Here is a 24,068-nt window from a genome sequence, read left to right on the forward strand (position 1 = left end):
TTAATTTATTGCTGAAAAATGTGCAATGCGTGTTCATCATCTTATTGAAGTATTGGTTGCCGAAAATGATCGATTAGTCGATTACATTAGCTATCGATTTGGTGACCGTCAGTTTGCTCAGGAGGTGGTACAGGAAACCAGCCTGCGTGTGTTGCAACAGGCGCATACGCTAGAAGAAGTTCATCTACCGCTGGCTTTTTTAAAAAAGATGAGTATGCATGTTGCGATTGATTTTTACCGCAAAGAGCAAATCAGAAAAAAAATTATAGATACGGATGTCACTCTGACAGAAATAGAGCAGCCTTTAGCACCTGAGTTGACTTCGCCTGAGCTGGCAGTGGCTAAAACTCAGCGGGAGCAGATCATTCTCAAGGCAATTTATCAATTGCCACCTTGTTGTCAGGATATTTTTATTCTGGCGCAGCTTTATCATTTCTCACAACAACAGATTTCCAATCAATTGAACATCTCAAGAGGGATGGTGGCTCGTCATTTAGCGCGTGCTTACCGAGATTTACTACCGGTTTTATTGGCTGAATCACATGGTTGATTCCTATAAGTCCAAAAAAACGAATTCAACCGAGCAGAATCAGCAACGTGTGCAACGCGCTCTGGCGCCGTTTGAAGATAGCCTGATTGAACAGTTGCCCACGGCAGAACAAATTATTCATCGCGCATTAGCACGACAAAAACAAAAACGACAGCATAAGCATTTGTTGTTGCTGGCAGGTTTGGGCAGTGTGCTGGGAGTGCTATGGCTGAATCCTTCCTATGATCAGAAAGTTTTCTCGACTGGTATTGGTGAGCAAAAACAGTTTGAGTTGACGGATGGTAGCCGTATTCAATTGAATACTCAGACACAACTCATCGTCACCACTCATCTGCGTTCACGTGAGCTTAAATTGCTACAGGGAGAAGCAAGTTTTACGGTCAAACATACGGCATGGCACAGTGTGGCCCCGTGGCTGAAACGATCATTTGTGGTTTGGGCAAAGGACGTTAAGATTGAAGATATTGGGACAGTATTTAATGTGCGCTGTGAACCGAATGGAACTGATTTACAGATTAGTGTCAGTGAGGGACAGATCCGGATATCGAGCGCGCAACAAAACATAGACCTGTATCAGGGTCAAAGCCTGTATCGTCAGCATGATCAATGGTTCAAGCCAACACATACAAATATTGCGCAATTAACCAGCTGGCAAACGGGTTCCTACCAGTTTACGGATCAGCCTCTAGTAGAGGTGATTGAGGAATTAAATCGCTATGGCAATTTATCGGTAGAGTTTCATGATCGCCATGTTGAACAACTGCGAATTACAGGTGAAGTTAAATTAAAATACCGCGAACAATTTATGCAGGATTTAGAAAAATTTGCCCCTGTAAATGTGACAGTACGGGATCAGGGCTGGTTTGTGATCGCGTCACGTCAATAAAAATTTTCTCGCAAGGTGTACAAAATCGTCGTCCCAAACGACATAGCAAGGACAAAGAGAAATTTTCCGGGGACAATATGGCGACTCTAGTGCCAATATATCATTTTAAACAGCGCCAGCTCGCCCTGCTGGTATCGCTGGCATTCTACGCAGGTTCATTATGGGCAGATACAGCAGCTACCTCAATTAATATACCCGCCCAATCACTGGATACTGCTTTGCAACAACTGGCACAGCAAAATGGCGTACAGATTTTATTTGTTAGCGATTTGGTCAAAGGTCTGCAAAGCTCGAAATTACAGGATCAGTTAACGCTTGAACAAGCATCAGAACGGCTTTTGCAACAGACACATTTGCAGTTAAAGCCTTTGGGAGAAGGACGATATTCGATTGTTAAAATATCATCGGATGATTCACGACCAGTCACCACCATGCCAAAGCTGGTTTCGGGTGCAAAAGGCGAATCTGCGACCAGTTTGCCTCTGATTAGTTTACAGGCACAGCAAGCCGGTACGACCGATGGCACACAATCCTATACTACGCGAAGTATGAGTACGGCCACTAAAATGAACCTGTCCATGCGGGAAACACCACAGGCAGTCACTGTCATTACTAACCAACGCATTCAGGATCAGAACTTGGCGACAGTTAACGATGTAGTGCAAGCTGCTCCCGGACTGACTTTCAGGCGTTTCGGACCAGAGCGAGCTTCCTTTTATGCGCGGGGGATGTATGTAGACAACCTGATGTTCGACGGTCTGCCAGTCAGTCTAGATAGCTCTAATTTATCACAAGACTTGCTGGCCACTGACATGGCGATTTACGACCGCGTGGAGATCGTGCGCGGTGCCACTGGACTAGTGCAGGGCGCAGGTAACCCATCGGCTGCCATCAATCTGGTACGCAAGCGACCGACTGATGTGCCACAGATATCGGTCGACCTGAGCGCTGGTAGTTGGGATCGCTATCGAGCAGAATTAGATGCCTCTGGTCCTTTATCGAAGGATGGCAGTCTGCGAGGTCGTACAGTGATCGCTGCTCAGGATTATGAGAGTTATAAGCGTGGTGAAAGCAGTAATGGCCAGACATTCTACGGAATTTTAGAGAAAGATTTAAATGCATCCACCACACTCACGCTCAGCGCGCTACATCAGGAGAGCCGTTTGCATGGCAATGGCTTTACGGGCCTTCCAGTAGCGCGAGACGGTAGCGATCTGGGACTGCCTCAGTCTACGTCCTATGCCAATGACTGGGAACATTGGAACAAGACTACCAGCTCGGCTTTTGTGGGTCTAAACCACCTATTTGACAACAACTGGCGGATGCACCTCTCAGCGTATTACGCGCAGGCCGATGTTGACATGCTGGGTCACTATCTCAGTTATAGCTTTACCACGGGTAATTATACTCAGCTAGGTGCACGCAATTCTCATCAGGAAAAGCAAAGCAGCGTAGATCTGTATGCCAATGGCCCCTTTGAGCTGCTAGGCCGTACTCACGAGTTAGTGCTAGGTGCCAGTTACCGTAACATTGATTTTGATGGCAATAGCCGCCAAGGTGTGGTTCTCAACAGCAACCTCAATCTATACAACTTTGACTCGAGCGCCGTTGCAAATCCTAATATTCCTTTACGAGACTGGATGGATGCAAAGATCAGCCAGCAAAGTGTATATGCTACAACACGCCTCAATTTGGCTGATCGACTAAAGCTCATATTAGGGGGACGTCTGGATTGGTTCGACTATAACGATACGGTTAATACCTATCCGAACTTTGCCTCAAACACGCCATCTGTCAGTGCTCATAACAACTATAGCATTAGCCACCAGTTAACGAAGTATGCGGGACTAGTCTATGATCTGAATGATCAGCATTCGATCTATGTGAGCTATACCGATATCTTTAAGCCTCAAAACTATCTGGATGCGAGCAGCAAGCTATTAGATCCGGTGACGGGCAACAACTATGAAATGGGTATCAAGGGTGAATATTTTGATGGTGCACTGAATGCATCGGCAGCCGTGTTCCGAATGGATCAGGAAAATCGTGCCTTCCGTAGCACTGACCAGACTCAATGTGCTGGATATCCAACGGTTACCTGTTATTCAGCTGCTGGTGAGGTGCGGAGCGAGGGTGCAGAATTTGAGGTGCAGGGCGCCCTTAGCCCTAACTGGCAGGTGGGTGCAGGCTACACGGTTGCGATTGCTCGTTACCGAAAGGATGCGACGGCCGCTAACGTGGGAGCAGTTTTTGACACTGACACTCCACGGCACCTGTTCAAGCTGTCGACGATGTATCGGTTACCCGGCGAACTTCAGCACTGGCGCGTGGGTGGCTCGGTTTATCGTCAGGGATCAATCTACAACAAGGGCACGGCGAGCGGCGTACCATTCTATATCAGCCAAAGTGCTTACACTGTGGCCGATCTGATTTTAGGGTGGCAAGCCACACCGAAGCTAGATCTACGCCTCAATATCAATAATGTTTTCGACAAAAAGTACTATAATGCTTTGTCTGGCACTGTGGGTTTCCCTAGTAATGTCTATGGCGAACCACGCAATGTAACGCTGTCAGCAAAATATAATTTCTGACTTTAACACCGGCGTTAATAACAGTTTCCAGTCAGATGCCATAACATAAATTAGGCAGCGGGATCAGTTTTACGATAATGCTGACACACCATGATATTGGCTTAACAGTGTGGTATGGATTTTAGTTTCTTTATAAAGAAGAAGGCTGCATGATGCAGCCTTCTTTATTTCATAACAAAGGCTTAAAAATCGGCCTGTAATACAATCCGATAACGAGCCTGACCTGAATGTAAACGCTCTATCGCATCATTGAGTTTTGACATTGGATAAAGCTCAATTTGTGGTGCAATATTTTTACGTGCAGCGAATTGTAGTAACTGACGCAAAGCTGCTGGTGAACCCGTTGGTGAGCCTGTAATTGATTTTGCACCACCAATTAACGCACCGACAGGCACAGGAACTGGCTCTAACACCAAACCCAGAAAATGGAATGTGCCATTTGGAGCTAATGTATTTAAATAAGCATTCCAGTTGAGTGTCACATTCACGGTACTTAGTAATAAATCAAACTTTCCGCGTTGAGCTTTAAGGGCGGCATCATCACGGCTATTCACCACATGATCTGCACCCATCGCTTTGAGCTCTTCGGTCTTATCTGGATTTGAAGTAAATGCGGTAATTTCACAGCCCCATGCTTTAAGCAGTTTAATCGCCATATGACCTAAGCCACCAATCCCAATCACTGCTACATGGTGAATCGCTTGAATCTGATGTTTTAGAATGGGATCAAATACCGTAATCCCACCGCAAAGTAATGGGCCTGCACTGGTGGGGTCCAGATCGTCGGGCAAAGGAATGACCCATTGCCAGCCAGCACGAACTTTATCAGCGAATCCACCTGCGTGACCGACGATCGTTGCGGTATGTTCCCCCGTACATAAGACTTGATGTCCGCTTATACATTGGTCACACGACTGACAACTTTCTGCCGTCCAGCCAATACCAACACGTTGTCCGACTTTTAAGCCTTTGGCCTCACCACCGAGTTGAGTGATCGTACCAATAACTTCATGTCCAGCTACTACTGGATAAACTGAAGAATGCCAATCGTTATTGATGACTGAAATATCAGAGTGGCACAGGCCACAATACTCAACTTTGACTTCTACCTGATGAGGTTGTAATTCACCAGCATCAAAAGAAAAGGGGACTAAGGCTTCGCCTGCCTGCATTGCCGCGTAGGCATGAATCGTATTGCTGTTCATCATTATGTCCTTGTATATTAAATTTTATGAGCGAAAGGAACAGTGATTTTCGTGGTCATTGACCATGCCTACTGCCTGCATAAATGCGTAACAGGTGGTTGGCCCCACAAATTTAAAACCTTGTTTCTTTAAACGTTTAGACAGTTGTAAACTTTGTTCAGTTTGGGCGGGTGCCTGACGATAATCTGTAACATCATTGATTATGGGATGTTGTTTTACCGTTTCCCAAAGCCATTCGGTCATATTGTATCCCTGACTTTTGAGTGCCTGCCATGCAGTGGCATTGTCACGAATGGCCTTAAGTTTACCAAGATGACGAATTAAACCTGTATCACTTAGTTTATGCTCAAGTTGCTCATCTGTGAGTTGGGCTATGTCTTCAATAGAATATTGAAAAAAATGCTGTCGGTAAGCTTCGCGTTTTTTGAGTACCGTAATCCATGAAAGTCCAGCTTGTTGTCCTTCAAGGCAGAGCATTTCAAATAATCTACTTTCTTCAAATTCTGGTTTTCCCCATTCTTCATCATGATAAGACATGTAAAGTGGATCACTTGAACACCAACCACAACGTTGCACAGTCATGCGCGGTTCCTTATTTTTAGCGATAATTTAAGTTATTGTTATAAAGTAAAAGGCATCCATTGATCTGAAGATGTATCCCAATAATATAACTCTGCCTGAGCTAAATCTTCAAATTTAAGCCAAAAATCTTGACCAGATTTATCTGCGTAACCGGTGCTAATGAGCAGGGCGTCCTCAGAGACTTCCATGATCCAGCCTTGATAGCTTTTCTGATTCAAATAGATTTTTTGTTGATTACCAGATTCGGCAAATTCAACTATTCGATTGATCAGAGCTTCAGACATAATTTATTTCCTAACGTAAATATGGATAAGGGTTGATTGCACCGCGCCCTTTTCCAGACAGATAAATACCATAATGTAAATGTGGTGCAGTAGATCGTGCATTTCCCGTATTGCCAACATAGCCAATGAGATCACCTTTTTTGACATAGTCTCCAACGGCAAGACCGCGTTTATGTCCATCCAGATGAGCATAATAATGCCATGAACCCGATGGTCCCAAAATCCAGATAACTTTGCCACCCAAATTATTATTGCGTAAATCGGCAATTAATCCATCTGTTGCACTGTACACTTTTGTTCCACGTGGAGCCATAATGTCGATCCCTTCATGACGTCGACCCTGACTACGCGCTGCGCCCCATGTATCCGTCAGTTCAGTACGTTTTATTCCTTTGACTGGAATAGGTAAGCGTGTATCCAGTCTTTGTATCTGTAATTGGCTCACGCGATTGGCGGATAACGGCTGAGATTTTTTGGGCGCTGTGGTACAGGCTGCCAGTAAGCTTAAAACAAAACCGAGAATGAAATAGGGGAGATGGCGAGGCACAGGCTCTCCGTTATTTTTATGATCACGATCTGCACTATGTCATGAATTGATAGCTGAGATCAATTTTTTCATAGCCGTGGGAATTCCTCGGGCAGTTGCTTGCTCAGGGCTTAACCAACAGCCTTTTAACTCGGTAAGGAGATGTTCTTGCTGTTCTGGTTCCACGTGAAACATTTGTATGTTCAGTAACCATGTAAAATGGGAAAAACTATGCGAAATCTGCGTCTGGCAAGAAAGAGGAGTAAGGTCAAATTGTGAGCGCCATTGTGATAATTGGTTTTTATCTTCAATAATCGGTAAACACCATAATCCACCCCATAAGCCATGTGAATCACGCTGTTGCCAAAACCATTGTTTATTTGACTGGATCAAAATAACATCCGCAGTTTTAACAGGAACCGTTTTTTTAGGCTTTTTAAAAGGCAATTCATTTTCCAGACCTTGTTGATGTGCTTTACAGCGTTGCTGCATAGGGCAATAAAGACACAACGGTTTTTTTGGTGTGCAGATAGTCGCACCCAGATCCATAATTGCCTGCGTGTAATCATGATTGCGTTCAACGGGACAAAGTTGCTCGGCTATTTGCCATAATGCGCGTTCATGTACGGGTTTGGACAAATCATCTTCTATTGCAAAAAAACGTGCTAATACACGTTTAACATTTCCATCCAGAATCACGCCGTATTGACGCAACCCCAGTGACATCAATGCTCCACCAGTTGAGCGGCCAATACCAGATAAAGCCATCCATTGTTCAAGGTTCTGGGGAAATTCGCCATTTTGATGGACTTGTATCGCAGCTTTATGCAAATTACGTGCGCGTGCGTAATAGCCAAGCCCAGCCCAATAAGGAGCAACGTCTTCCCATGTCGCCGTACCTAATTCATCCACTGTGGGAAAGCGTGCAATAAAACGATCAAAATATTGCAGTACGGTTTTCACTTGCGTCTGCTGTAGCATAATTTCAGAAACCCAAACTTTGTAGGGATCATCGGCAATTTGCCAAGGTAAGTCATGACGACCGTGATGATCGAACCAGTTTAGTAGGGCATCGGCAAAAGAAAAATCAGACATGAAAACAAAGAGCAAAGACCGGAACAGCAGTATAACCAAATTGACCTGAGTAAGTCATATCGGCTTATTTTTAGGATAAAAAAAAGATGATTCATAGATCATCTTTTCGATTAAATCAGGTACTAACCCTGAACAATGCCCCAGCGATTGTCCAATTTAAGTTCCTGTCCCTTATAGCGGGGAATAATATGAATATGCAGATGTTCAGCACTTTTACCAAACACTTCACCATCATTAAAAGCGATATGAAAACCATCGGGTTGATGACGTAGATCAAGTTCATTACGCGCCAATTCGATTAAAGAAATCAGGCTTTTTCTTTCTTTATCTGTCACATCAAAAAAAGAGCTAACATGACGCAAAGGAATAATCACCGAATGTCCTTTAGAAAGAGGATGAGATTCGGGCAGGATGGCGCCAAATTCATTTTGATGGATGACATCATATTCATCAAATTCGCAATAAGGGCAATGTTTTTCAGTCATGATTCATCCTCTTTTTCTCATCTTGATATATGTACACGAATATGGCACTTATGTGCAGCAGACTTTATAAGGTTCTTTCAAGCAGGCCATACATGGCATTTAGACTTTGCTGTTCTGCTTGTGGATTGTAACCTAAATCGATGCCATTAGTTTGAGCACGTTCATCAGCTAAAGGATTACTAAAGCCATGTTTGGCATTTTCTAAAATAATCACTTCATAATTAACATTCGCATGATCCATCTCAGCTTTAAATTTAGCGACATCATTCAGGGTAACCATGCTGTCCTGTTCACCATGCAAGACTAAAATTTCAGCTTGAATTTTGCCTTCTTCGGCGGGGGCTTTAGGTGTTAATGTTCCATGAAATGAAGCAACGGCTTTTAAATTTTCGCCAGAACGCGCCAGATCTAACACCACTTTGCCGCCATAGCAGAAACCAATAGCAGCCAGTTGTTCGGCATTGACTTCTGGCTGCGCAGCTAAAGTTTGTAGACCTGCAGAGGCACGGGTAATGATAGTATCTGGATCTTGAAAAGTTTGAGTCATCCATTCATTGGCCTGTGAAGCAGTGTTGGTCACTTTTTTGTCACCATACATATCGATGGCTAACGCTGCGTAACCATGTTCAGCCAATTCACGTGCGCGCTGTTCAGTGTATTCGGTTCTTCCCCACCATTCCGGTGCAACAATTACCCCCGCCACAGGTGTTTCACTTGCAGGTGCGGCAAAATAGCCAATCAGGCTTGAACCATCTTTTGCGGTATAGTGAATTTCACGTGTTTTGATGGTAGATGTCATACCTTAAATCCTGATATCAAACTGAAATTGAAAATGATTAAATCATAAAAACCGTGGTGATATGCATATTCAATGTAATCAATTTAGTCATAAATGTGAGAATTTATGTAGGGATGCATAATCTCTATGCAGTAACCCTAAAATACTCGAAACAAAACCCCGTTTAAATCTGAATCTAAACGGGGTTTGTTAATCATTTTACAAGGATTTTTGATCCTTCTTTAAATAGAGCTTAAACTAAATGATTGATGTCGATGGAGCCTAAGCTCGACCTCGTGAAATAAAGCCAATAATGGCTAAAATCACGGCAACCACCAATAAAATCACTGCAAAGTCTTTGGATAAGCCTGCAACTCCACCAAAACCTAACAAGCTTGCAATCAATGCAATCACAGCAAAGATAATCGCCCAGCGAAACATAGTTCTAATCTCCTTATATTTATCGTTCTTTAAATATAGAACCTAAGACTAAAAAGCTATGTGTTGTTTATGTGTGCAATCTGTATATTGTCTTTAATATTCAATTAATTGTGTTACAAAAACTATGTAAAGAATGCACATTAGAAACAGTGTTATAATGTGTATTCGCTGTTGGGGCACCTGCTTTATGAACACTGAAACTCGTCCATTTTTCTGGAAACATTATTCGCTTGAACAGCTCAATCAGGCAGAGTGGGAAGCGTTGTGTGATGGTTGTGGATTATGTTGTCTGATTAAACTTGAAGACGAAGACAGTGCAGAAATTGCCTATACTAAAGTGGCGTGTAAATTATTAGACTGTCAAACGGCACGTTGTTCAGATTACTCCAATCGGCATCAGTTCGTTCCAGACTGTATTCAACTTACGCCCGAAAAATTACAAACGATTCGCTGGTTACCTTCAAGTTGTGCCTATCGACGTTTAAATGAAGGAAAAAATTTACCGTCATGGCATTATTTAAATACTGGGTCACGTCAAAGTGCTATCAAAGCACGTAAATCGGCAGCAGGGCGCTGTATTTCAGAAGTGGACGTTTCAGAGGACGATATTGAAGATTATATCGTCCGTTGGATTCGATAAAAAAAAGCAAATTTAATGCGAATGAGACAATTGATTTTGTTGTTGAGCACGTCGTTCCCGCTGTGACTGTTTAATAATGCTCCAGCCTGCACTCAAGCCTAAACCTGCCATCAATAAAGCCACAATCAAGTCAGGTAATACACTTTGGGTTCCAAAGACCCCGAGCGCAGCTATCATCACCGCAATATTACCGATCGCATCATTTCGGCTGCATAACCAGACTGATTGCATATTGGCATCGCCGTCACGAAAAGCAAATAGCACCACCGCACTGATGATATTGGCGAGTAAAGCCATAACGCCAATAACGCCCATAGTGATTGCTTCAGGTGGAACACTGTGCAGATATGACCAGATTACTTTCCCTAAAATAATCAGCGCGAATAAACTCATAGTGAACCCTTTAAATAGAGCTACAGTTGCACGCCAATAGAGGCTCAAACCCAATGCCAGCAATGAAATAAGATAATTAATCGAGTCCCCAAAAAAATCCAGTGCATCTGCCCAGAGTGAAGCAGAGCCCGCCTGCATTCCTCCAAATATTTCAATGAGGAACATACCTAGATTTAAAATCAGTGCAATCCACAGTGCAATTTTAAACGTATTGCTTTTGACTTTAGGGATATCTTCATGATCACAGTTACAGCACGCCATTTGCAATTTCCTTCACTTTGGATAAGCTCATTAGAAAGTCTGGAGTCACTCTAGGGTCAAGTCTTATGATGAAATATTTGATTGGTAAACTTGCAAAAAAATCTCAGGTTTCTGTAGATACTATTCGTTTTTATGAAAAGCGAGGTTTACTCCTTGCAGCAAAACGGGCGGAGAACAACTATCGTTACTATGATGATGAAGCGTTAGACCAATTGATTTTTATTCGGCATTGTCGCGAACTGGGTATGTCTTTACACGAAATTGAAGAGTTAAATGAATTGCGCAAACAACCCCAGCAGCAATGTAAAGTGGTGGATCAGGCTATTGAGCAACATTTGGGGCATATTAATCATAAAATTCAGCAATTTGAAAAATTTAAAGTACAACTCGAACAACTGCGCGCTCGTTGCCAATCCACCAGCAATATCGATAATTGCAAAATTATTCAAACGCTCAAACAACATGATGCATAATGTGTTTTTGAAATATAAAGTAATTATTTGAAATATAGACTAAAACAAAAATACATTTTTCAAATATTTATTTCTTGATCGGTCTTTAAGATAAAAATAGAAAATACAATAAAGTGAGGTTCATCAAGATGACGATGCCATTTGCCACGTCGCTACTTTGTAGCAGTTTAATTTTATTGACCGCTTGCGGTTCCAATAATAGTCATTCACAGGAATTACAACAGACATCGAATCATACCCAAACCGCAACTCAGCCGATTCAGATTAATCAGACCTTTAAAACTCAGGAAGTCGCGCAGTTTAAGGAACCTTGGGCATTAGCCGAACTGCCTGATGGGCGTTTACTGGTGAGTGAACGTCAGGGCGTACTCAAAATTTTTAATCCAGTAACGAAACAAAGTCTCAATGTATCTGGCATTCCAAAAGTTCGTTATGGAGGCCAAGGTGGATTGGGTGATGTCATTCTGCATCCTCAATTTGCGCAAAATCAATGGATCTATTTGAGCTATGCAGAATCTGGTCAAGGTGGACAAGGAGCTGTGGTCGCTCGTGCTCGACTAGATTTAAGCACTCCTGACCAACCTAAACTGATTGATCTACAAAAAATTTGGCAGCAGATACCTAAAGTTTCAGGTCAGGGACATTATGGCCATCGTTTGGCCTTTGATCGAGAGGGTAAACTCTGGATTAGCTCAGGCGAACGGCAAAAATTTGATCCTGCGCAGAATATGCAATCTAATCTAGGTAAAATCGTGCGATTAAATGAGGATGGGCATCCTACTGAAGGAAATCCATTTGCAGATCAAGGGGGCGTTGCCGCGCAAATTTGGACTTTAGGTCATCGGAACCCTTTAGGAATGGCCTTTGATGGAAATGGGCAGCTTTGGGTCGTGGAAATGGGGCCAAAAGGAGGCGATGAACTTAATCGTATCGTGAAAGGTGCGAACTATGGCTATCCCGTTGTTTCCAATGGCGATCATTATTCAGGCTTGCCAATACCTGACCATGCGACCCGACCTGAATTTAAAGCGCCAGAAATCAGTTGGACTCCCGTTATTTCGCCATCAAGTATGATCATCTATCAGGGAGATCAATTTCCTGCATGGAAAGACAAAGCCCTGATTGGTGGTTTATCCTCAGAGTCTATAACGGTGGTGGATTTGAAATCTCAACCTGTACAGGAAGTTCAGCGTTTGAACATGAAACAGCGTATTCGTGGGCTGATACAAGCAAAAGATGGCTCAATCTGGGTGATTGAAGATGGTACGAACGCGCATTTACTTAAGCTCAGTGCCGAATAAAATTTTAAGTGATATAGAGAAATAATGATGTTGTCATTACTAGAGAAATCTTTCGGTTTAAGAAAAATATTATGGATGGTTGGGTTTTCTGTTTGTAGTTCATCGCTTTATGCAAAAGACCTAACCCCACAGGAGGTCAAAACGATTGTTGATCAGCAGTTTAAGCCACTATTGACCCAGTATAATATCCCTGGGCTGGCTGTTGGTGTAACGCTGAATGGACAACATTATTTTGTTAACTATGGTGTGTCATCTAAACAAACTCGGCAAGCAGTGAGTTCCCATACACTATTTGAATTGGGTTCAGTTAGTAAGACATTTAATGCAACTTTAGCGGGCTACGCACAGGCAGAAGGAGTACTTTCTTTTGCAGATCATCCAGCCCAATATTTTCCAGAGTTAAAAAATACAGCGGTTAATCGTGCAACGATACTTAATCTGGGGACGTATACTGCTGGTGGTTTCCCGCTTCAGTTTCCAGATCAAATCGTACAACACCAGGATATGTTGAACTACTTCCAAACATGGCAGCCGAAAAATCAAATAGGTACTCAGCGTCAATATTCCAATCCTAGTATTGGGCTGATGGGGTATCTGACGGCTTTGGCGATGAAAATATCTTATAGTGAACTGCTTGAGAAAACACTTTTTCCAGCATTGGGTTTATCCGAGAGTTTTATTCATGTACCTGAACGGCAGATGTCCCAATATGCATGGGGATATAAAGAGAATCAGGCTTTGCGTGTTTCCGCAGGTATGTTTGATGCACAAGCCTATGGAGTGAAAAGCAGCAGTGAAGATATGTTGAAATTTCTGGATGCACAAATTAATCCACAACAATTGAAACAACCATTACGCAGAGCGATCGAGAATACCCATGTCGGCTATTTCAAAGTGGGGACAATGACGCAAGGATTAGGGTGGGAGCAATACCCTTATCCAGTAAAATTGGAAACTTTGCTAGATGGAAACTCCACTCAAATGGCACTCGAAAGTCATCCAGTTACGGCCATTAGATCCCCCAAAATTGCGTTAGCCTCAACTTTATTTAATAAAACAGGTTCTACCAATGGTTTTGGGGCGTATGCGGCGTTTATTCCACAGCACAAAATAGGCATTGTAATGTTGGCCAATACAAATTTTCCAAATGAGGCCCGCATTCGTGCAAGTTATCAGGTGGTTGAGGAGCTTTTGAAACGGCATTAAGTTGTATCTAATGGTCACTCAGTGCAGATTCAAATTGTAGATTTGATCCAGACACAATAGACTACAGTAAAAGATTACACAGCCATTGATGATGTCAGATACGCATATTCCACTTCCTGAACGTTTACGTCCACGTGATTTATCCGAAATTATTGGGCAGGATCATTTGCTAGGCCAACACGCACCGCTGCGTCAAATGATTGATCAGGGGCATTTGCCTTCGATTATTTTCTGGGGGCCGCCTGGAGTGGGTAAAACCACCATTGCGCTGTTACTGGCACAGGCAGTAGATCGTCCTTTTGTGAGTTTATCTGCACTGAATACTGGGGTAAAAGAACTGCGAGAAATCATCGCGGAAAGCGGTGATTTACTGACGCCTGTTGTCTTTATCGACGAAATTCACCGTTTTAATAAGTCGCAGCAGGACGCATTATTGAATGCCGTTGAAAAAGGCAAAATTACCTTAATTGGGGCGACCACAGAAAATCCTTCGTTTGAGGTAAATAGTGCTTTATTGTCACGCTGTCAGGTCTATACCCTCAATTCATTGGATCAAGATGCAATTCAAACTTTGCTACAAAAGGCTATTCAAACCGATCCTTTTTTAAAAGAACGACATATTCAGATTGAGGAATATGATGCACTGATTCAGTTCGCTGCGGGAGATGCTCGCAAAGCATTGAATTTAATTGATCTGATTGCCAGTACCTTTGAAGCTGATCAAGAAAATAGTATAACGAATGCCGTAACAGTCAAAGTTGCACAACAGAATATTGCGCGTTATGACAAATCGGGCGAGCAGCACTACGATATTATCTCGGCGTTTATAAAATCGATTCGTGGTAGTGACCCTGATGCGACTTTATACTGGATGGCACGAATGCTTAAAGGAGGCGAGGATCCTGTCTTTATTGCACGACGTATGCTCATTGCAGCATCAGAAGATATTGGAAACTCGAATCCGAACGCCCTGTTATTGGCTGGCGAATGTTTTCGTTCGGTACAGGCCGTGGGTATGCCTGAAGCGCGAATTATTTTAGGGCAAACAGCGGTATATTTAGCCACTAGTCCAAAAAGTAACAGTACTTATTTGGCAATGGATCGAGCGTTAGCTTTAGCAGAAAAAACTGCAAATTTACCAGTGCCATTACATCTTAGAAATGCTCCAACCAAACTTATGAAACAGCAAGGTTATGGTGTAAATTATCTTTATCCGCATCATTATCCAGAGCATTTTGTATTGCAGGAGTATTTACCGCCAGAGTTGAAAGGGGTAAAACTCTACGAATCGGCACGTAATAAACGTGAGGTTGAAGGTGAGCGATTGCAACAACGTCGCTGGCAGCAGGAACAACAACAGCAATAAACTGTGGTTTATTCCAGCTCTTCATTGACCTGCCCATAAATTAATAAAGTAAATACACCCGTACCTCCAATAATATTGCCCAGTGCTGTGGGTAGTAAAAACTGGAATAAATATTCTGTAAAAGTTGCTTGGCCTTTAAACACCCAATATGCCATTTCCGCAGAACCGACAATGACATGAGTAAAACCACCTAACGCCATCAAATAAGTAATGAAGAAAATCAGTAAAAACTTATTATTTGCTGAAGGCAGAATCCAGACCAGCGAGGCAATCAAAATACCCGCTGGAATGCCTTTAATAATATTTTCAGATACCGTAAAAGTAGCTACATGATGGGCCAACTTGTCAAATGATTGCATAAGATTTTCATCAAACAAATGAGGATTAAGCAAAAAAAGTGCAGCTAACGCGGTTCCAACGAGATTGGAAATAAACACAATTCCCCATAAACGCAATACGCCTTTTAATTTATCAACACTAAAGGGTTTAAATAAAGGAACTACTGTGGCAATGGTATTTTCAGTAAAAAGTTGCATATGTCCTAAAATGACGAGAACAAAACCGACGGTATAACCCATATTTTCAATGAGGAAAGAGCCCTTTGTTTCAGGGAGATATGCATTTAAAAGCGCTTTAAAGACGAAGGAAAAACTAATCACAATACCCGCAGTAATCCCCGAGAAAATGAGGGCTTTGGTAGGACGTTCCAGTTCTTCTATACCATCTTTACGAATAATTTCATAAACCAGTCGTGGCGAAAGCTTTTCATGTTCTTCAATCGCCATTTTTTCACGCCAAGTGAGCGTACTATCTGTATCTTGTTGTTCTTCACTCATTACTAAATTCCTTATTTTTTAAAGCCGTCAGTCTTTGTTTTAATCATTCGTTGTATTGTCTTTTTAAAAAATAAATGCATATGAATCCAGATGATTCCTTGAGCATTTATGTATTTTTTTATAACGACTTAAGAGCCATTTTATGAGGCATAGCGACTCAATTTTGAGTAAAAAACATATTTTTCTTATAAGACAAGACTTAAATATTTCTGAAATAAAAAAAACGAGTCAGTGATCTGACTCGTTTTTTAAGAAAAGCAAATGGGCTTATATGTTGTCTAGATCAATACCTAAACGTGCAGCAACTTCTTCATACGCTTCAACCACACCGCCTAAACCTTGACGGAAACGGTCTTTATCCAGTTTTTTCTTGGTGTCTTTGTCCCAAAGGCGACAGCCATCTGGAGAGAATTCATCACCCAATACAATACGGTCATGGAACACGCCAAATTCAAGTTTGAAATCGACCAGAATCATGTTACCTGCATCAAACAGGGCTTTTAGCACGTCATTGACTTTGTAAGTCAACTCTTTCATTTTTTCAAGCTGTTCAGCGGTTGCCCAACCCAGTGCAATTGCCTGAGATTCGTTAACCATTGGATCGCCTAAACCATCATCTTTATAGAACAACTCGAATGTTGGCGGAGTAAGTTCCTTACCTTCTTCAACACCTAGACGGCGACAAAGTGAACCTGCGGCATAGTTACGAATCACACATTCCACAGGAATCATTTTAAGTTTTTTAACTAACACTTCATTGGGTGTCAGAAGCTTCTCAAAGTGAGTTTCGATCCCAGCTTCAGCCAGTTTTTCCATAATAAAGGCGTTAAAACGGTTGTTGACCTTGCCTTTACGATCCAGTTGTTCGATTTTTTCGCCATTGAATGCAGAAGCATCATCACGAAAGACTAAAACCAAATGGTCTGCATCATCTGTTTCATAAACAGATTTGGCTTTACCAGTGTAGAGCAAGGTTTGTTTTAACATGGGGGAACCTTTTCCAAGAAAAATTTGCCTAGAGAAAGCCTAGGCTGGCCAATTTTGATAAATCTGATTGAGCAATTCAGTTGCTTTTGCTGGATCAGCAAAACTGTTATCTGGATTAAATAAAGCCAGATTGTGGGTATTGCCGACACCTGTCAGTTTCAATACATAGCTTTGTTCACCGACTTTGATGGTCGCTTCATAACCCGCTTTATTTTCATTTAACACTTTGTAGTTCAGACTACTAAGGGTCGCAACGGTGTATTGCCAGATGTCTGAGGTTGGCCCATTAATTTGTAACAATGGGTTTTTATTACCGTCGACAACAAGCTGAGGACGGCCCATCGCTACAGTGCTATCCGCACGAGTTGCAGTATCGGTATCTAACTTGGCAGAATCAGGACGAGGTAGTGCAAAACGTGTTCCCTGCTTATTTTCAAGCTTGGGTGCATGTTCGATCGCAAGCTCATCGACAGTCGGCGCAGGATACAGTGGCGTAAATGGTCGCACGGTTGCATCTGTCGGGAACTGGAGTGGAGCAAGCGTAGTGGTATTCTTATAATCTAAAGAATGATTATTAAAACTACTACAGCCTACTAAACCCATAGCGGCAATAGCAAAAGTTAGTCCAAGTCGTAACTGCATCATAATCTGCTCTTATTGAATAATTCCCGCTGCTTTCAGGGCATTACGGAGTGGTTCGCGATATTGCTGTGCAAGAGGTGTCAATGGCAAACGAATACCAGTGCCAATGAGTCCCATTTCATGTACCGCCCATTTCACAGGAATTGGGTTCGATTCGCAAAATAGATTATTGTGTACATTTGCAACTTTATTGTTAATTGCTTCAGCCTTGGCAGCATCACCACTCACTGCGGTGGCACAAAGTTCACTCATAATGTTTGGCGCAACATTTGCGGTGACAGAAATATTGCCTTTTGCACCTGCCAACATGAGTTGCCATGCAGTTTCATCATCACCTGAATAGACTGCGATTTTACCATTTAGAGCTTTAATTAATTCGCTACCACGAGGAATATCACCTGTCGCATCTTTAACGCCAACGATGTTGGTAATGTCCGCTAGACGAACGACAGTTTCGTTGAGCATATCGACACCAGTACGACCTGGGACATTATACAAAATTTGAGGTAGCTCAACTGCTTCTGCAATTGCTTTAAAATGCTGGAATAAACCTTCCTGAGTCGGTTTGTTATAGTAAGGAGTCACAAGTAAAGCGGCATCTGCACCAAGCTCTTTGGCAGCTTGAGTCAGTTCAATCGCTTCACGGGTTGAGTTTGCACCTGTTCCCGCAATAATGGGAATGCGTTTATTGGCCACACGAATGATTTCTTTGATCACTTGCGTGTGTTCTTCCATGCTTAATGTCGATGGTTCGCCGGTTGTACCTACGGCAACAATACCATTGGTTCCCTGATTTACATGCCACTCAACCAGCTTTTCCAGGCTCTTCCAATCTACGCTACCATCTTCAAACATTGGGGTGACGAGTGCGACAATTGAGCCTTGAATGGTCTGTGCTTGCTGAGTCATTTTAAAAAAATATCCTATTGTGCCATCCAGTGAGATAAAGAACGAGATATGGATGGTTTTGCAGTCTTTTGATTTAGCGCCTCAACAAAAATGATTTCTGTTGAATGACTATTATGCAAATTATGACTGATCGGAAGCGTAAGAACAATATGCTTTAGTCAAAGCAGTCAAAACTTTATGTACTCGCCTTGCATTTTAAGCGGAATATGTGAGTTCTCCATTTGGATCTGCATCATGCCGAAAGTCGAGTGCAACGTGTGGGAAGGCTTTATTTTAGCCAGTGAGTTCTTATAAGATGCTCAAAACCACAGCAGAAATGATGATGATTTATATCAAGGAGTAGAGCAGTGAAACAGGGAAAAAATAGCGCTTTAATTGTGGTAGATGTTCAAAATGGCTTTACCCCGGGAGGACATCTTGCCGTTGCGCATGCAGATCAGATTATTCCTTGTATTAATCAGTTAGCACGTGTTTTTGATAATATTATACTGACACAAGACTGGCATCCTGCCGATCATATTTCCTTTGCTGAAAATCATGCAGGCAAACGACCTTTTGATGATATAGAGCTACCTTATGGTACACAGGTGCTATGGCCATCGCATTGTGTGCAGGGAACGTATGATGCCGATTTGCATCCTGATCTGGATATTCCTTCAGCACAGTTGATTATTCGCAAGGGCTTTCATTCGGATATTGATAGTTACTCCGCTTTTATGGAAGCGGATCGCACAACTTCTACAGGACTTACTGGGTATTTAAAAGAGCGTGGTATTGATACTGTTTATATAACGGGGATTGCGACGGATTTCTGTGTGGCATGGACCGCAATCGATGCTAAACAAGCAGGATTTGAAAGTTATGTAGTGGTTGATGCCTGTAAAGCTATTGATTTAAATGGTTCCTTACAACAGGCATGGCAGCAAATGATAAGTAAAGGCGTCAAAAGAATGACGTCATCTCAGCTATTGGGCAATTAAATAATCTCAAAGTCCATATTTAATTAAAGATCAGGATGTTGCCATGGCATTTTTATTACGATTGACACAATTTATGCAAAAAACTTTTGCGTTATGGGTGATCGTATTTTCAGCGATTGCCTTATGGCAACCTACATATTTCGTCTGGCTTACGGCTTATATTCCGTGGATATTAGGCATTATTATGTTGGGTATGGGCATGACGATTAGCATCGCTGATTTTCGTGCTGTGCTTCAATACCCAAGAGCCGTGTTAATAGGCGTGGTGGCTCACTTTGTAGTGATGCCAAGTCTTGCCTTTATCTTATGTCAACTTTTTCAGTTGACCCCGGCGATTGCCATTGGTGTGATACTGGTAGGTTGTTGTCCTGGTGGAACTGCTTCCAATGTCATTACTTATATGGCCAAAGGTAATACTGCGCTTTCGGTTGCTTGTACTTCGGTATCGACTTTATTGGCACCGATTTTAACGCCGTCGATTTTTTATCTTTTAGCCAGTCAGTGGATTCAGATTAATGTTAGTTCCATGTTCATTTCAATTTTACAGGTGGTCATTGTTCCGATTATTTTAGGAATCATCGTTCGTCATTATTTTACTCGGCAGGTAAATACCTATATTCGTGTGATGCCTTTAGTATCCGTGATTGCGATTGTGTTGATTGTGGCTGCAATTATTGGTGCCAGTAAGACCTCGATCTTACAATCGGGATTATTGATACTGGGTGTCGTAATACTCCATAACGGCTTGGGTTTTTTAATCGGGTATTGGGCAAGTCGCTGCTTAAAGCTTTCGCATTATGACAGCAAGGCGATTTCTATTGAGGTCGGTATGCAAAATTCAGGCTTAGGCGTAGCACTGGCCGCTGTGCATTTTGCTGCATCTCCAATTACGGCTGTGCCTAGCGCTATTTTTAGCTTATGTCATAACATTTCAGGTGCTGCTCTGGCCACATACTGGGCACGTCAAGCCGATAAAACAGTAGAATTATCTCATCAAAGTTTAGATGAAAAATAAGTGCAGAATTTATTGAAGCGCATTTTTTATCAATTTGAAGCGCATTTTTTATCAATTAAGGCATCAGTGGAATGATGCCTTAAAATATTAGTATCAAGCGTCTCTTAATACATCACGAATAGATGCATCTTTATCAAACACAGATTTTGCATAAGGGCAAAGCGGAATAATTTTAACTTGATTTTTTCGGGCAAAATCAACGACAGCATCTAAAAGCTTACGACCAACACCTTGTCCACGATACTCATCTGCGACATCGGTATGATCAATAATAAATAATTTTTCACCCGCCCATGTATAGACCATTTCGCCTGCAAGCTTGTCGCCATCGTGTAGTTCAAATACGCCGTGTTTGCCATCATCTTTTTGTTGAATGTTCAAAAGAGAACTCCTCTTGGGAATTAATATTTTAGTAATAGAGTTTTTAACTAGAGGCTTGATTGTGTCAGTAAATTTAAGGAAAGTAGATAAAGAATTTGTTATTCATTTATCTCTATATGCGGTCAACAAGAAATGCTTTGTAGTTTTTAAAAAGACAATAAAAAGACCTATATACCATAGTAGAAGTGGTATATAGGTATAAAAGGTAGCATTTGCTAAGGGTTTGGGGCAAATGCTACTGGCGGTTATGAAACGCTCGATAAAGATCTCACATTTCGGAAATCATTATAGGAAATAGGAAACATTAAAGCTTGCCATTAAACACATAATTTTTTGTCATTTCACGTAAAATAAAAAATAAAGGTATATTTTGAATGTTATCTATAAAAAATAATCATGAACAGCAAAACTTAAACCCCTTGATGCAATCTCTTAGCAGTTAATAACAAGATTAAGATTAAACGGTATGACAACACAATTCCCCAAAATTAATTAAATAAAAATCTATAAATAATGATTATTATTTCTCTTATTTGATGTGCATTTACTGCGCTAAAAGAATTATCATGTATACTATTTTTTGAATTTAAGTCATAAAAACACCAAAAAATTAATGCTTAAATTTAAATCATACTTAAAATCAATTATCATTAAAAACGATTATTTTTATCTTTTAGTTATAGCAATTTTTCAATAAAAAATAATAGATAGATTTTTTAATTGGTATAAATCTTTATTTTAAGTTGTTGAAATATATGTTTTTATTTAAATGGTTGAATATTAAAGTATTTTGTTTTTTAAAATTATTTTTATAAGTTTGTTTCTAATGAAAAATTTTTTTGTATAAATAGATAAGAAACGCAAAGTAAATTCATCAACAATATAATGGTTGAAAGGTGAGATATTTCACGTTTCAAAAATTCTTTAAGCCAATTCGACTGTTTTTGATCGAAAAACGATGACATATCGTTTGTAAAACTGGCTTATTCAAAGAAATTAAATTGCAACACTACATTCTTAATTTCTTTTCATTTAGAAGAAGTCACTTCATTTTTAAATCTTCTTCTAGATTTATCTTTATTTTGAAACTTTTAGTCATAGGCTTTGACTAGTCGTAATTTTTTTATAATTCATATGGTGAAACCTAGAAATGCAAACTACTTTCTATCATATAAAATCGGTAGATAGCAATCTTATACGGATGTTGGAGTTATTTTGTATTGAGCATCAAGTTAAGTTTCCCGATTTTATAAAGAATTATGCGAGTAAAGAGAGAACGCCATTTTCTGAATGGTTGTTAGTCTTGGACTATATTGCACAACAGTGTCCAATTTTTGCTTTAGGTTTAAAGATAGCAAATTTTGCTAGACCAGAACATCTTGGAATTCTGGGTTATCTAAGTTCAACCTGTGAAAATCTGGGTCATGTTCTATCCGTTTTTTCAAAATACAATCGTTTAAGCTATGACTTTATTGAGGTGCAAGTTGGCTGTGTCAATAATGAACTCATTATTAGCTGGGGCGGGGACTCCTCTTCTAAGGCAAGCGATCTAGCAGATGAACTGATGGTTGGTGTGATCCAGAATATTGCGAATATTCTTATTTTTCCTGAAAAGATTAAAATTAACCGCATTGAGTTTTCTTCGGTAATTCCTAAAAGAGTAAAGTTTTACGAAGATTATTTTGAGTGTCCAGTCCAATTTAATCAGAAGAAAACCAGTATATATTTTCCTTTGACGAATCTTAATTTTAAGATTTCAAGCCATGATGAAGTCCTTAATAATATTCTTCATCAGCAGGCAGAAAGTCTTTTAGCGGAACTCCCTAAGGGAAATTCTTTTGATGAAGAAGTCCGGCGCGCCATTATAAATGCAATTAATCAAGGTAAAATCTCGATTGATTATGTGGCTCAACAACTAGGCTGTAGCTCTCGTATTTTTCAATATAAATTGAAAAAAAAGGGATACTCATTTAAGCAATGTTTAAATGAAGTGCGTAAAGAACTTGCAATTATTTATTTGGGAGATGCCAGTTTAAGCATTTTGGATATCTCACATTTATTATCTTATAGAGAACAAACCTCTTTTAATCGGTCATTTAAAAGTTGGATGGGCATAAGCCCTCTACAATATAGAAGGAAAATATTGCAAAACTTTTTTGAAGTAGAACAAGAGTCGGAATGGAATATCCTAATGTAAATTTTTCAAAAACTTAAGGTTTACTGGAATGCTCGTTTCGCCATTGTAATGAATTCATTCCTGTCCATAATTTAAGCGCACGATTAAATGATGTTTGTTGATGATAGGCTAACAAACTGGAAATTTCATTAATAGTTAAAGATTTATCTTCAAGATATTGAAAAGCTAAACTTTTTCTTATGATATTGAGCTTATCAGAAAAAGAAGTTCCATTTGATTTGAGGCGATGCTGTAGCAGTCGAGGAGACATTCCTATTTGTTCAGCTACATATTGAATATCGCATCGATTGTTTTGAAGTGCATTTACGATACTTCTATAAAGAAGTTCATTAAATGAAATGTCTTGCGGATATTTTGAAAGTAAGTAGTCAGCATTTTTTTCTAATATACGTTTCAATACATAATCTGGATAACTTTGATTTATTTTAATATTAAACACTTCTTCATCATATGAAAGTTTATTAATAGGCCGATCAAAAAGTACAGGGCAGCCAAAAAAACGTTCATGAAAGATTAATTTATTTGGTCGTGGAGTACTAAATTCCATCTGTTTAATCTTAAACGTATTAGGATAAATCAGGCTATTCATAAAAACTAACATCATGGTAAAAGCAACATCATTTGCTAAACGAGTTTCTTTAACAAATTGCCCCGCTTTAACATAAGCTGGACTTTGCCATGTAAAGTTAATGGTGTGATGAGAGGTTTCCATACAAACGGGTGCCATGTGGTACCAAATGCGTTGATAACGTTGAAAAAGATGAATCACTTCTCCAGTGGTTTCACATGCCATACATAAGTAGGCCACAATTCCGATATCCGCGGGTTCACATAATTTACCAAGCTCTATGCCCAGATCATCTTTTGGGTAGTGCTGATCTAAGTAATTCAGTATGCGATACCATTCTGCTAGTGGCAGACGCTCATTAACATCATATTTTTTGGTAATGGGTGAGGGAATAGCATGAAGATCACAGAATTTATTGACTAAATTTGCCAGACCACTACTGACACCTCTTGTATCGATTACTGTTCGCATGTGGTCTATTCTCCTTTAT

At 40.7% G+C, this 24,068-nt stretch carries 26 protein-coding genes; 11 read left to right on the forward strand and 15 right to left on the reverse strand.

Annotated features, from left to right (window positions below; genetic code table 11):
- Window positions 1–25 precede the first annotated feature (25 nt).
- The 3 genes from IAE19_RS00155 to IAE19_RS00165 all read left to right on the forward strand — a co-directional run bounded on the left by IAE19_RS00155 (window position 26) and on the right by IAE19_RS00165 (window position 4,027).
- Window positions 26–550: an RNA polymerase sigma factor gene (locus IAE19_RS00155; RefSeq protein WP_200458930.1), complete on the forward strand. Its 525-nt coding sequence runs from the start codon at window positions 26–28 to the stop codon at window positions 548–550.
- Window positions 543–1,436: a FecR family protein gene (locus IAE19_RS00160; protein ID WP_200458931.1), complete on the forward strand. Its 894-nt coding sequence runs from the start codon at window positions 543–545 to the stop codon at window positions 1,434–1,436. The genes IAE19_RS00155 and IAE19_RS00160 overlap by 8 nt, the downstream gene beginning before the upstream one ends.
- Before the next feature lie 77 nt (window positions 1,437–1,513).
- Entirely contained in the window at window positions 1,514–4,027 is a 2,514-nt protein-coding gene (locus IAE19_RS00165) for a TonB-dependent siderophore receptor (RefSeq protein ID WP_200458932.1), read from the forward strand.
- A 182-nt stretch (window positions 4,028–4,209) separates the two neighbouring features.
- Here the strand turns inward: IAE19_RS00165 and ahr are convergent, their stop codons facing one another.
- The 8 genes from ahr to IAE19_RS00205 all read right to left on the reverse strand — a co-directional run bounded on the left by ahr (window position 4,210) and on the right by IAE19_RS00205 (window position 9,423).
- Window positions 4,210–5,232, reverse strand: a complete 1,023-nt coding sequence (gene ahr / locus IAE19_RS00170; protein ID WP_200458933.1) for an NADPH-dependent aldehyde reductase Ahr — start codon at window positions 5,230–5,232, stop codon at window positions 4,210–4,212.
- 24 nt (window positions 5,233–5,256) lie between these two features.
- Complete coding sequence (locus tag IAE19_RS00175; RefSeq protein WP_200458934.1) at window positions 5,257–5,814, reverse strand: DNA-3-methyladenine glycosylase I; 558 nt, start codon at window positions 5,812–5,814, stop codon at window positions 5,257–5,259.
- Window positions 5,815–5,852: 38 nt separating this feature from the next.
- Window positions 5,853–6,098, reverse strand: a complete 246-nt coding sequence (locus IAE19_RS00180) for a hypothetical protein (protein WP_200458935.1) — start codon at window positions 6,096–6,098, stop codon at window positions 5,853–5,855.
- A gap of 10 nt (window positions 6,099–6,108) precedes the next feature.
- Window positions 6,109–6,645, reverse strand: a complete 537-nt coding sequence (locus IAE19_RS00185) for a M23 family metallopeptidase (RefSeq protein ID WP_200458936.1) — start codon at window positions 6,643–6,645, stop codon at window positions 6,109–6,111.
- Window positions 6,646–6,684: 39 nt separating this feature from the next.
- On the reverse strand, window positions 6,685–7,719 hold the full coding sequence (mutY, locus tag IAE19_RS00190) for an A/G-specific adenine glycosylase (protein ID WP_200458937.1): 1,035 nt from the start codon (window positions 7,717–7,719) through the stop codon (window positions 6,685–6,687).
- A 122-nt stretch (window positions 7,720–7,841) separates the two neighbouring features.
- Window positions 7,842–8,204 (reverse strand): HIT family protein, encoded by a 363-nt coding sequence (locus IAE19_RS00195; protein ID WP_200458938.1) that lies wholly within the window; start codon window positions 8,202–8,204, stop codon window positions 7,842–7,844.
- Window positions 8,205–8,268: 64 nt separating this feature from the next.
- A complete protein-coding gene (locus tag IAE19_RS00200) occupies window positions 8,269–9,003 on the reverse strand; it encodes a dienelactone hydrolase family protein (RefSeq protein WP_200458939.1) in 735 nt (244 codons plus the stop codon).
- A gap of 261 nt (window positions 9,004–9,264) precedes the next feature.
- The gene (locus IAE19_RS00205; protein WP_004986102.1) at window positions 9,265–9,423 is read right to left on the reverse strand and encodes a DUF1328 domain-containing protein; all 159 of its coding nucleotides are present in this window, start codon (window positions 9,421–9,423) and stop codon (window positions 9,265–9,267) included.
- A gap of 187 nt (window positions 9,424–9,610) precedes the next feature.
- On the opposite strand from IAE19_RS00205, the gene IAE19_RS00210 reads away from it, so the two are divergent.
- Window positions 9,611–10,063: a YcgN family cysteine cluster protein gene (locus IAE19_RS00210; protein WP_200458940.1), complete on the forward strand. Its 453-nt coding sequence runs from the start codon at window positions 9,611–9,613 to the stop codon at window positions 10,061–10,063.
- A gap of 12 nt (window positions 10,064–10,075) precedes the next feature.
- Here IAE19_RS00210 and IAE19_RS00215 read toward each other — a convergent pair whose 3' ends face one another.
- Complete coding sequence (locus tag IAE19_RS00215; protein WP_200458941.1) at window positions 10,076–10,717, reverse strand: cation transporter; 642 nt, start codon at window positions 10,715–10,717, stop codon at window positions 10,076–10,078.
- 65 nt (window positions 10,718–10,782) lie between these two features.
- Between IAE19_RS00215 and IAE19_RS00220 the strand changes: the two genes are divergently transcribed.
- The 4 genes from IAE19_RS00220 (at window position 10,783) to IAE19_RS00235 (ending at window position 15,063) form a co-directional block, all read left to right on the forward strand.
- Window positions 10,783–11,190 (forward strand): Cd(II)/Pb(II)-responsive transcriptional regulator, encoded by a 408-nt coding sequence (locus IAE19_RS00220; protein ID WP_200458942.1) that lies wholly within the window; start codon window positions 10,783–10,785, stop codon window positions 11,188–11,190.
- 128 nt (window positions 11,191–11,318) lie between these two features.
- Entirely contained in the window at window positions 11,319–12,491 is a 1,173-nt protein-coding gene (locus IAE19_RS00225) for a PQQ-dependent sugar dehydrogenase (RefSeq protein WP_200458943.1), read from the forward strand.
- Window positions 12,492–12,566: 75 nt separating this feature from the next.
- Entirely contained in the window at window positions 12,567–13,697 is a 1,131-nt protein-coding gene (gene ampC / locus IAE19_RS00230; RefSeq protein WP_227612166.1) for a class C beta-lactamase, read from the forward strand.
- Window positions 13,698–13,788: 91 nt separating this feature from the next.
- Window positions 13,789–15,063: a replication-associated recombination protein A gene (locus IAE19_RS00235; protein ID WP_200458944.1), complete on the forward strand. Its 1,275-nt coding sequence runs from the start codon at window positions 13,789–13,791 to the stop codon at window positions 15,061–15,063.
- Window positions 15,064–15,071: 8 nt separating this feature from the next.
- Here the strand turns inward: IAE19_RS00235 and IAE19_RS00240 are convergent, their stop codons facing one another.
- From IAE19_RS00240 to dapA, 4 genes are all read right to left on the reverse strand, one after another.
- Window positions 15,072–15,899: a formate/nitrite transporter family protein gene (locus IAE19_RS00240; protein WP_200458945.1), complete on the reverse strand. Its 828-nt coding sequence runs from the start codon at window positions 15,897–15,899 to the stop codon at window positions 15,072–15,074.
- 267 nt (window positions 15,900–16,166) lie between these two features.
- Window positions 16,167–16,886 (reverse strand): phosphoribosylaminoimidazolesuccinocarboxamide synthase, encoded by a 720-nt coding sequence (gene purC / locus IAE19_RS00245; RefSeq protein ID WP_200458946.1) that lies wholly within the window; start codon window positions 16,884–16,886, stop codon window positions 16,167–16,169.
- Between the two features lie 39 nt (window positions 16,887–16,925).
- On the reverse strand, window positions 16,926–17,531 hold the full coding sequence (locus tag IAE19_RS00250; protein ID WP_200458947.1) for a lipoprotein-34 precursor (NlpB): 606 nt from the start codon (window positions 17,529–17,531) through the stop codon (window positions 16,926–16,928).
- Window positions 17,532–17,540: 9 nt separating this feature from the next.
- Window positions 17,541–18,437 (reverse strand): 4-hydroxy-tetrahydrodipicolinate synthase, encoded by an 897-nt coding sequence (dapA, locus tag IAE19_RS00255; protein ID WP_200458948.1) that lies wholly within the window; start codon window positions 18,435–18,437, stop codon window positions 17,541–17,543.
- A gap of 347 nt (window positions 18,438–18,784) precedes the next feature.
- Between dapA and pncA the strand changes: the two genes are divergently transcribed.
- Both pncA and IAE19_RS00265 read left to right on the forward strand, forming a co-directional pair.
- A complete protein-coding gene (pncA, locus tag IAE19_RS00260; protein ID WP_200458949.1) occupies window positions 18,785–19,417 on the forward strand; it encodes a bifunctional nicotinamidase/pyrazinamidase in 633 nt (210 codons plus the stop codon).
- A gap of 43 nt (window positions 19,418–19,460) precedes the next feature.
- Window positions 19,461–20,432, forward strand: a complete 972-nt coding sequence (locus tag IAE19_RS00265) for a bile acid:sodium symporter family protein (protein WP_200458950.1) — start codon at window positions 19,461–19,463, stop codon at window positions 20,430–20,432.
- Between the two features lie 93 nt (window positions 20,433–20,525).
- Here IAE19_RS00265 and IAE19_RS00270 read toward each other — a convergent pair whose 3' ends face one another.
- Window positions 20,526–20,813, reverse strand: a complete 288-nt coding sequence (locus tag IAE19_RS00270; protein WP_200458951.1) for a GNAT family N-acetyltransferase — start codon at window positions 20,811–20,813, stop codon at window positions 20,526–20,528.
- Window positions 20,814–21,963: 1,150 nt separating this feature from the next.
- Here IAE19_RS00270 and IAE19_RS00275 point away from each other — a divergent pair.
- Window positions 21,964–23,010, forward strand: a complete 1,047-nt coding sequence (locus IAE19_RS00275; RefSeq protein ID WP_200458952.1) for an AraC family transcriptional regulator — start codon at window positions 21,964–21,966, stop codon at window positions 23,008–23,010.
- Between the two features lie 13 nt (window positions 23,011–23,023).
- Here IAE19_RS00275 and IAE19_RS00280 read toward each other — a convergent pair whose 3' ends face one another.
- Window positions 23,024–24,049, reverse strand: a complete 1,026-nt coding sequence (locus IAE19_RS00280; RefSeq protein WP_200458953.1) for an AraC family transcriptional regulator — start codon at window positions 24,047–24,049, stop codon at window positions 23,024–23,026.
- Window positions 24,050–24,068 lie beyond the last annotated feature (19 nt).

Source organism: Acinetobacter sp. S40 (assembly GCF_016624705.1).
Classification (GTDB): Bacteria; Pseudomonadota; Gammaproteobacteria; order Pseudomonadales; family Moraxellaceae; genus Acinetobacter.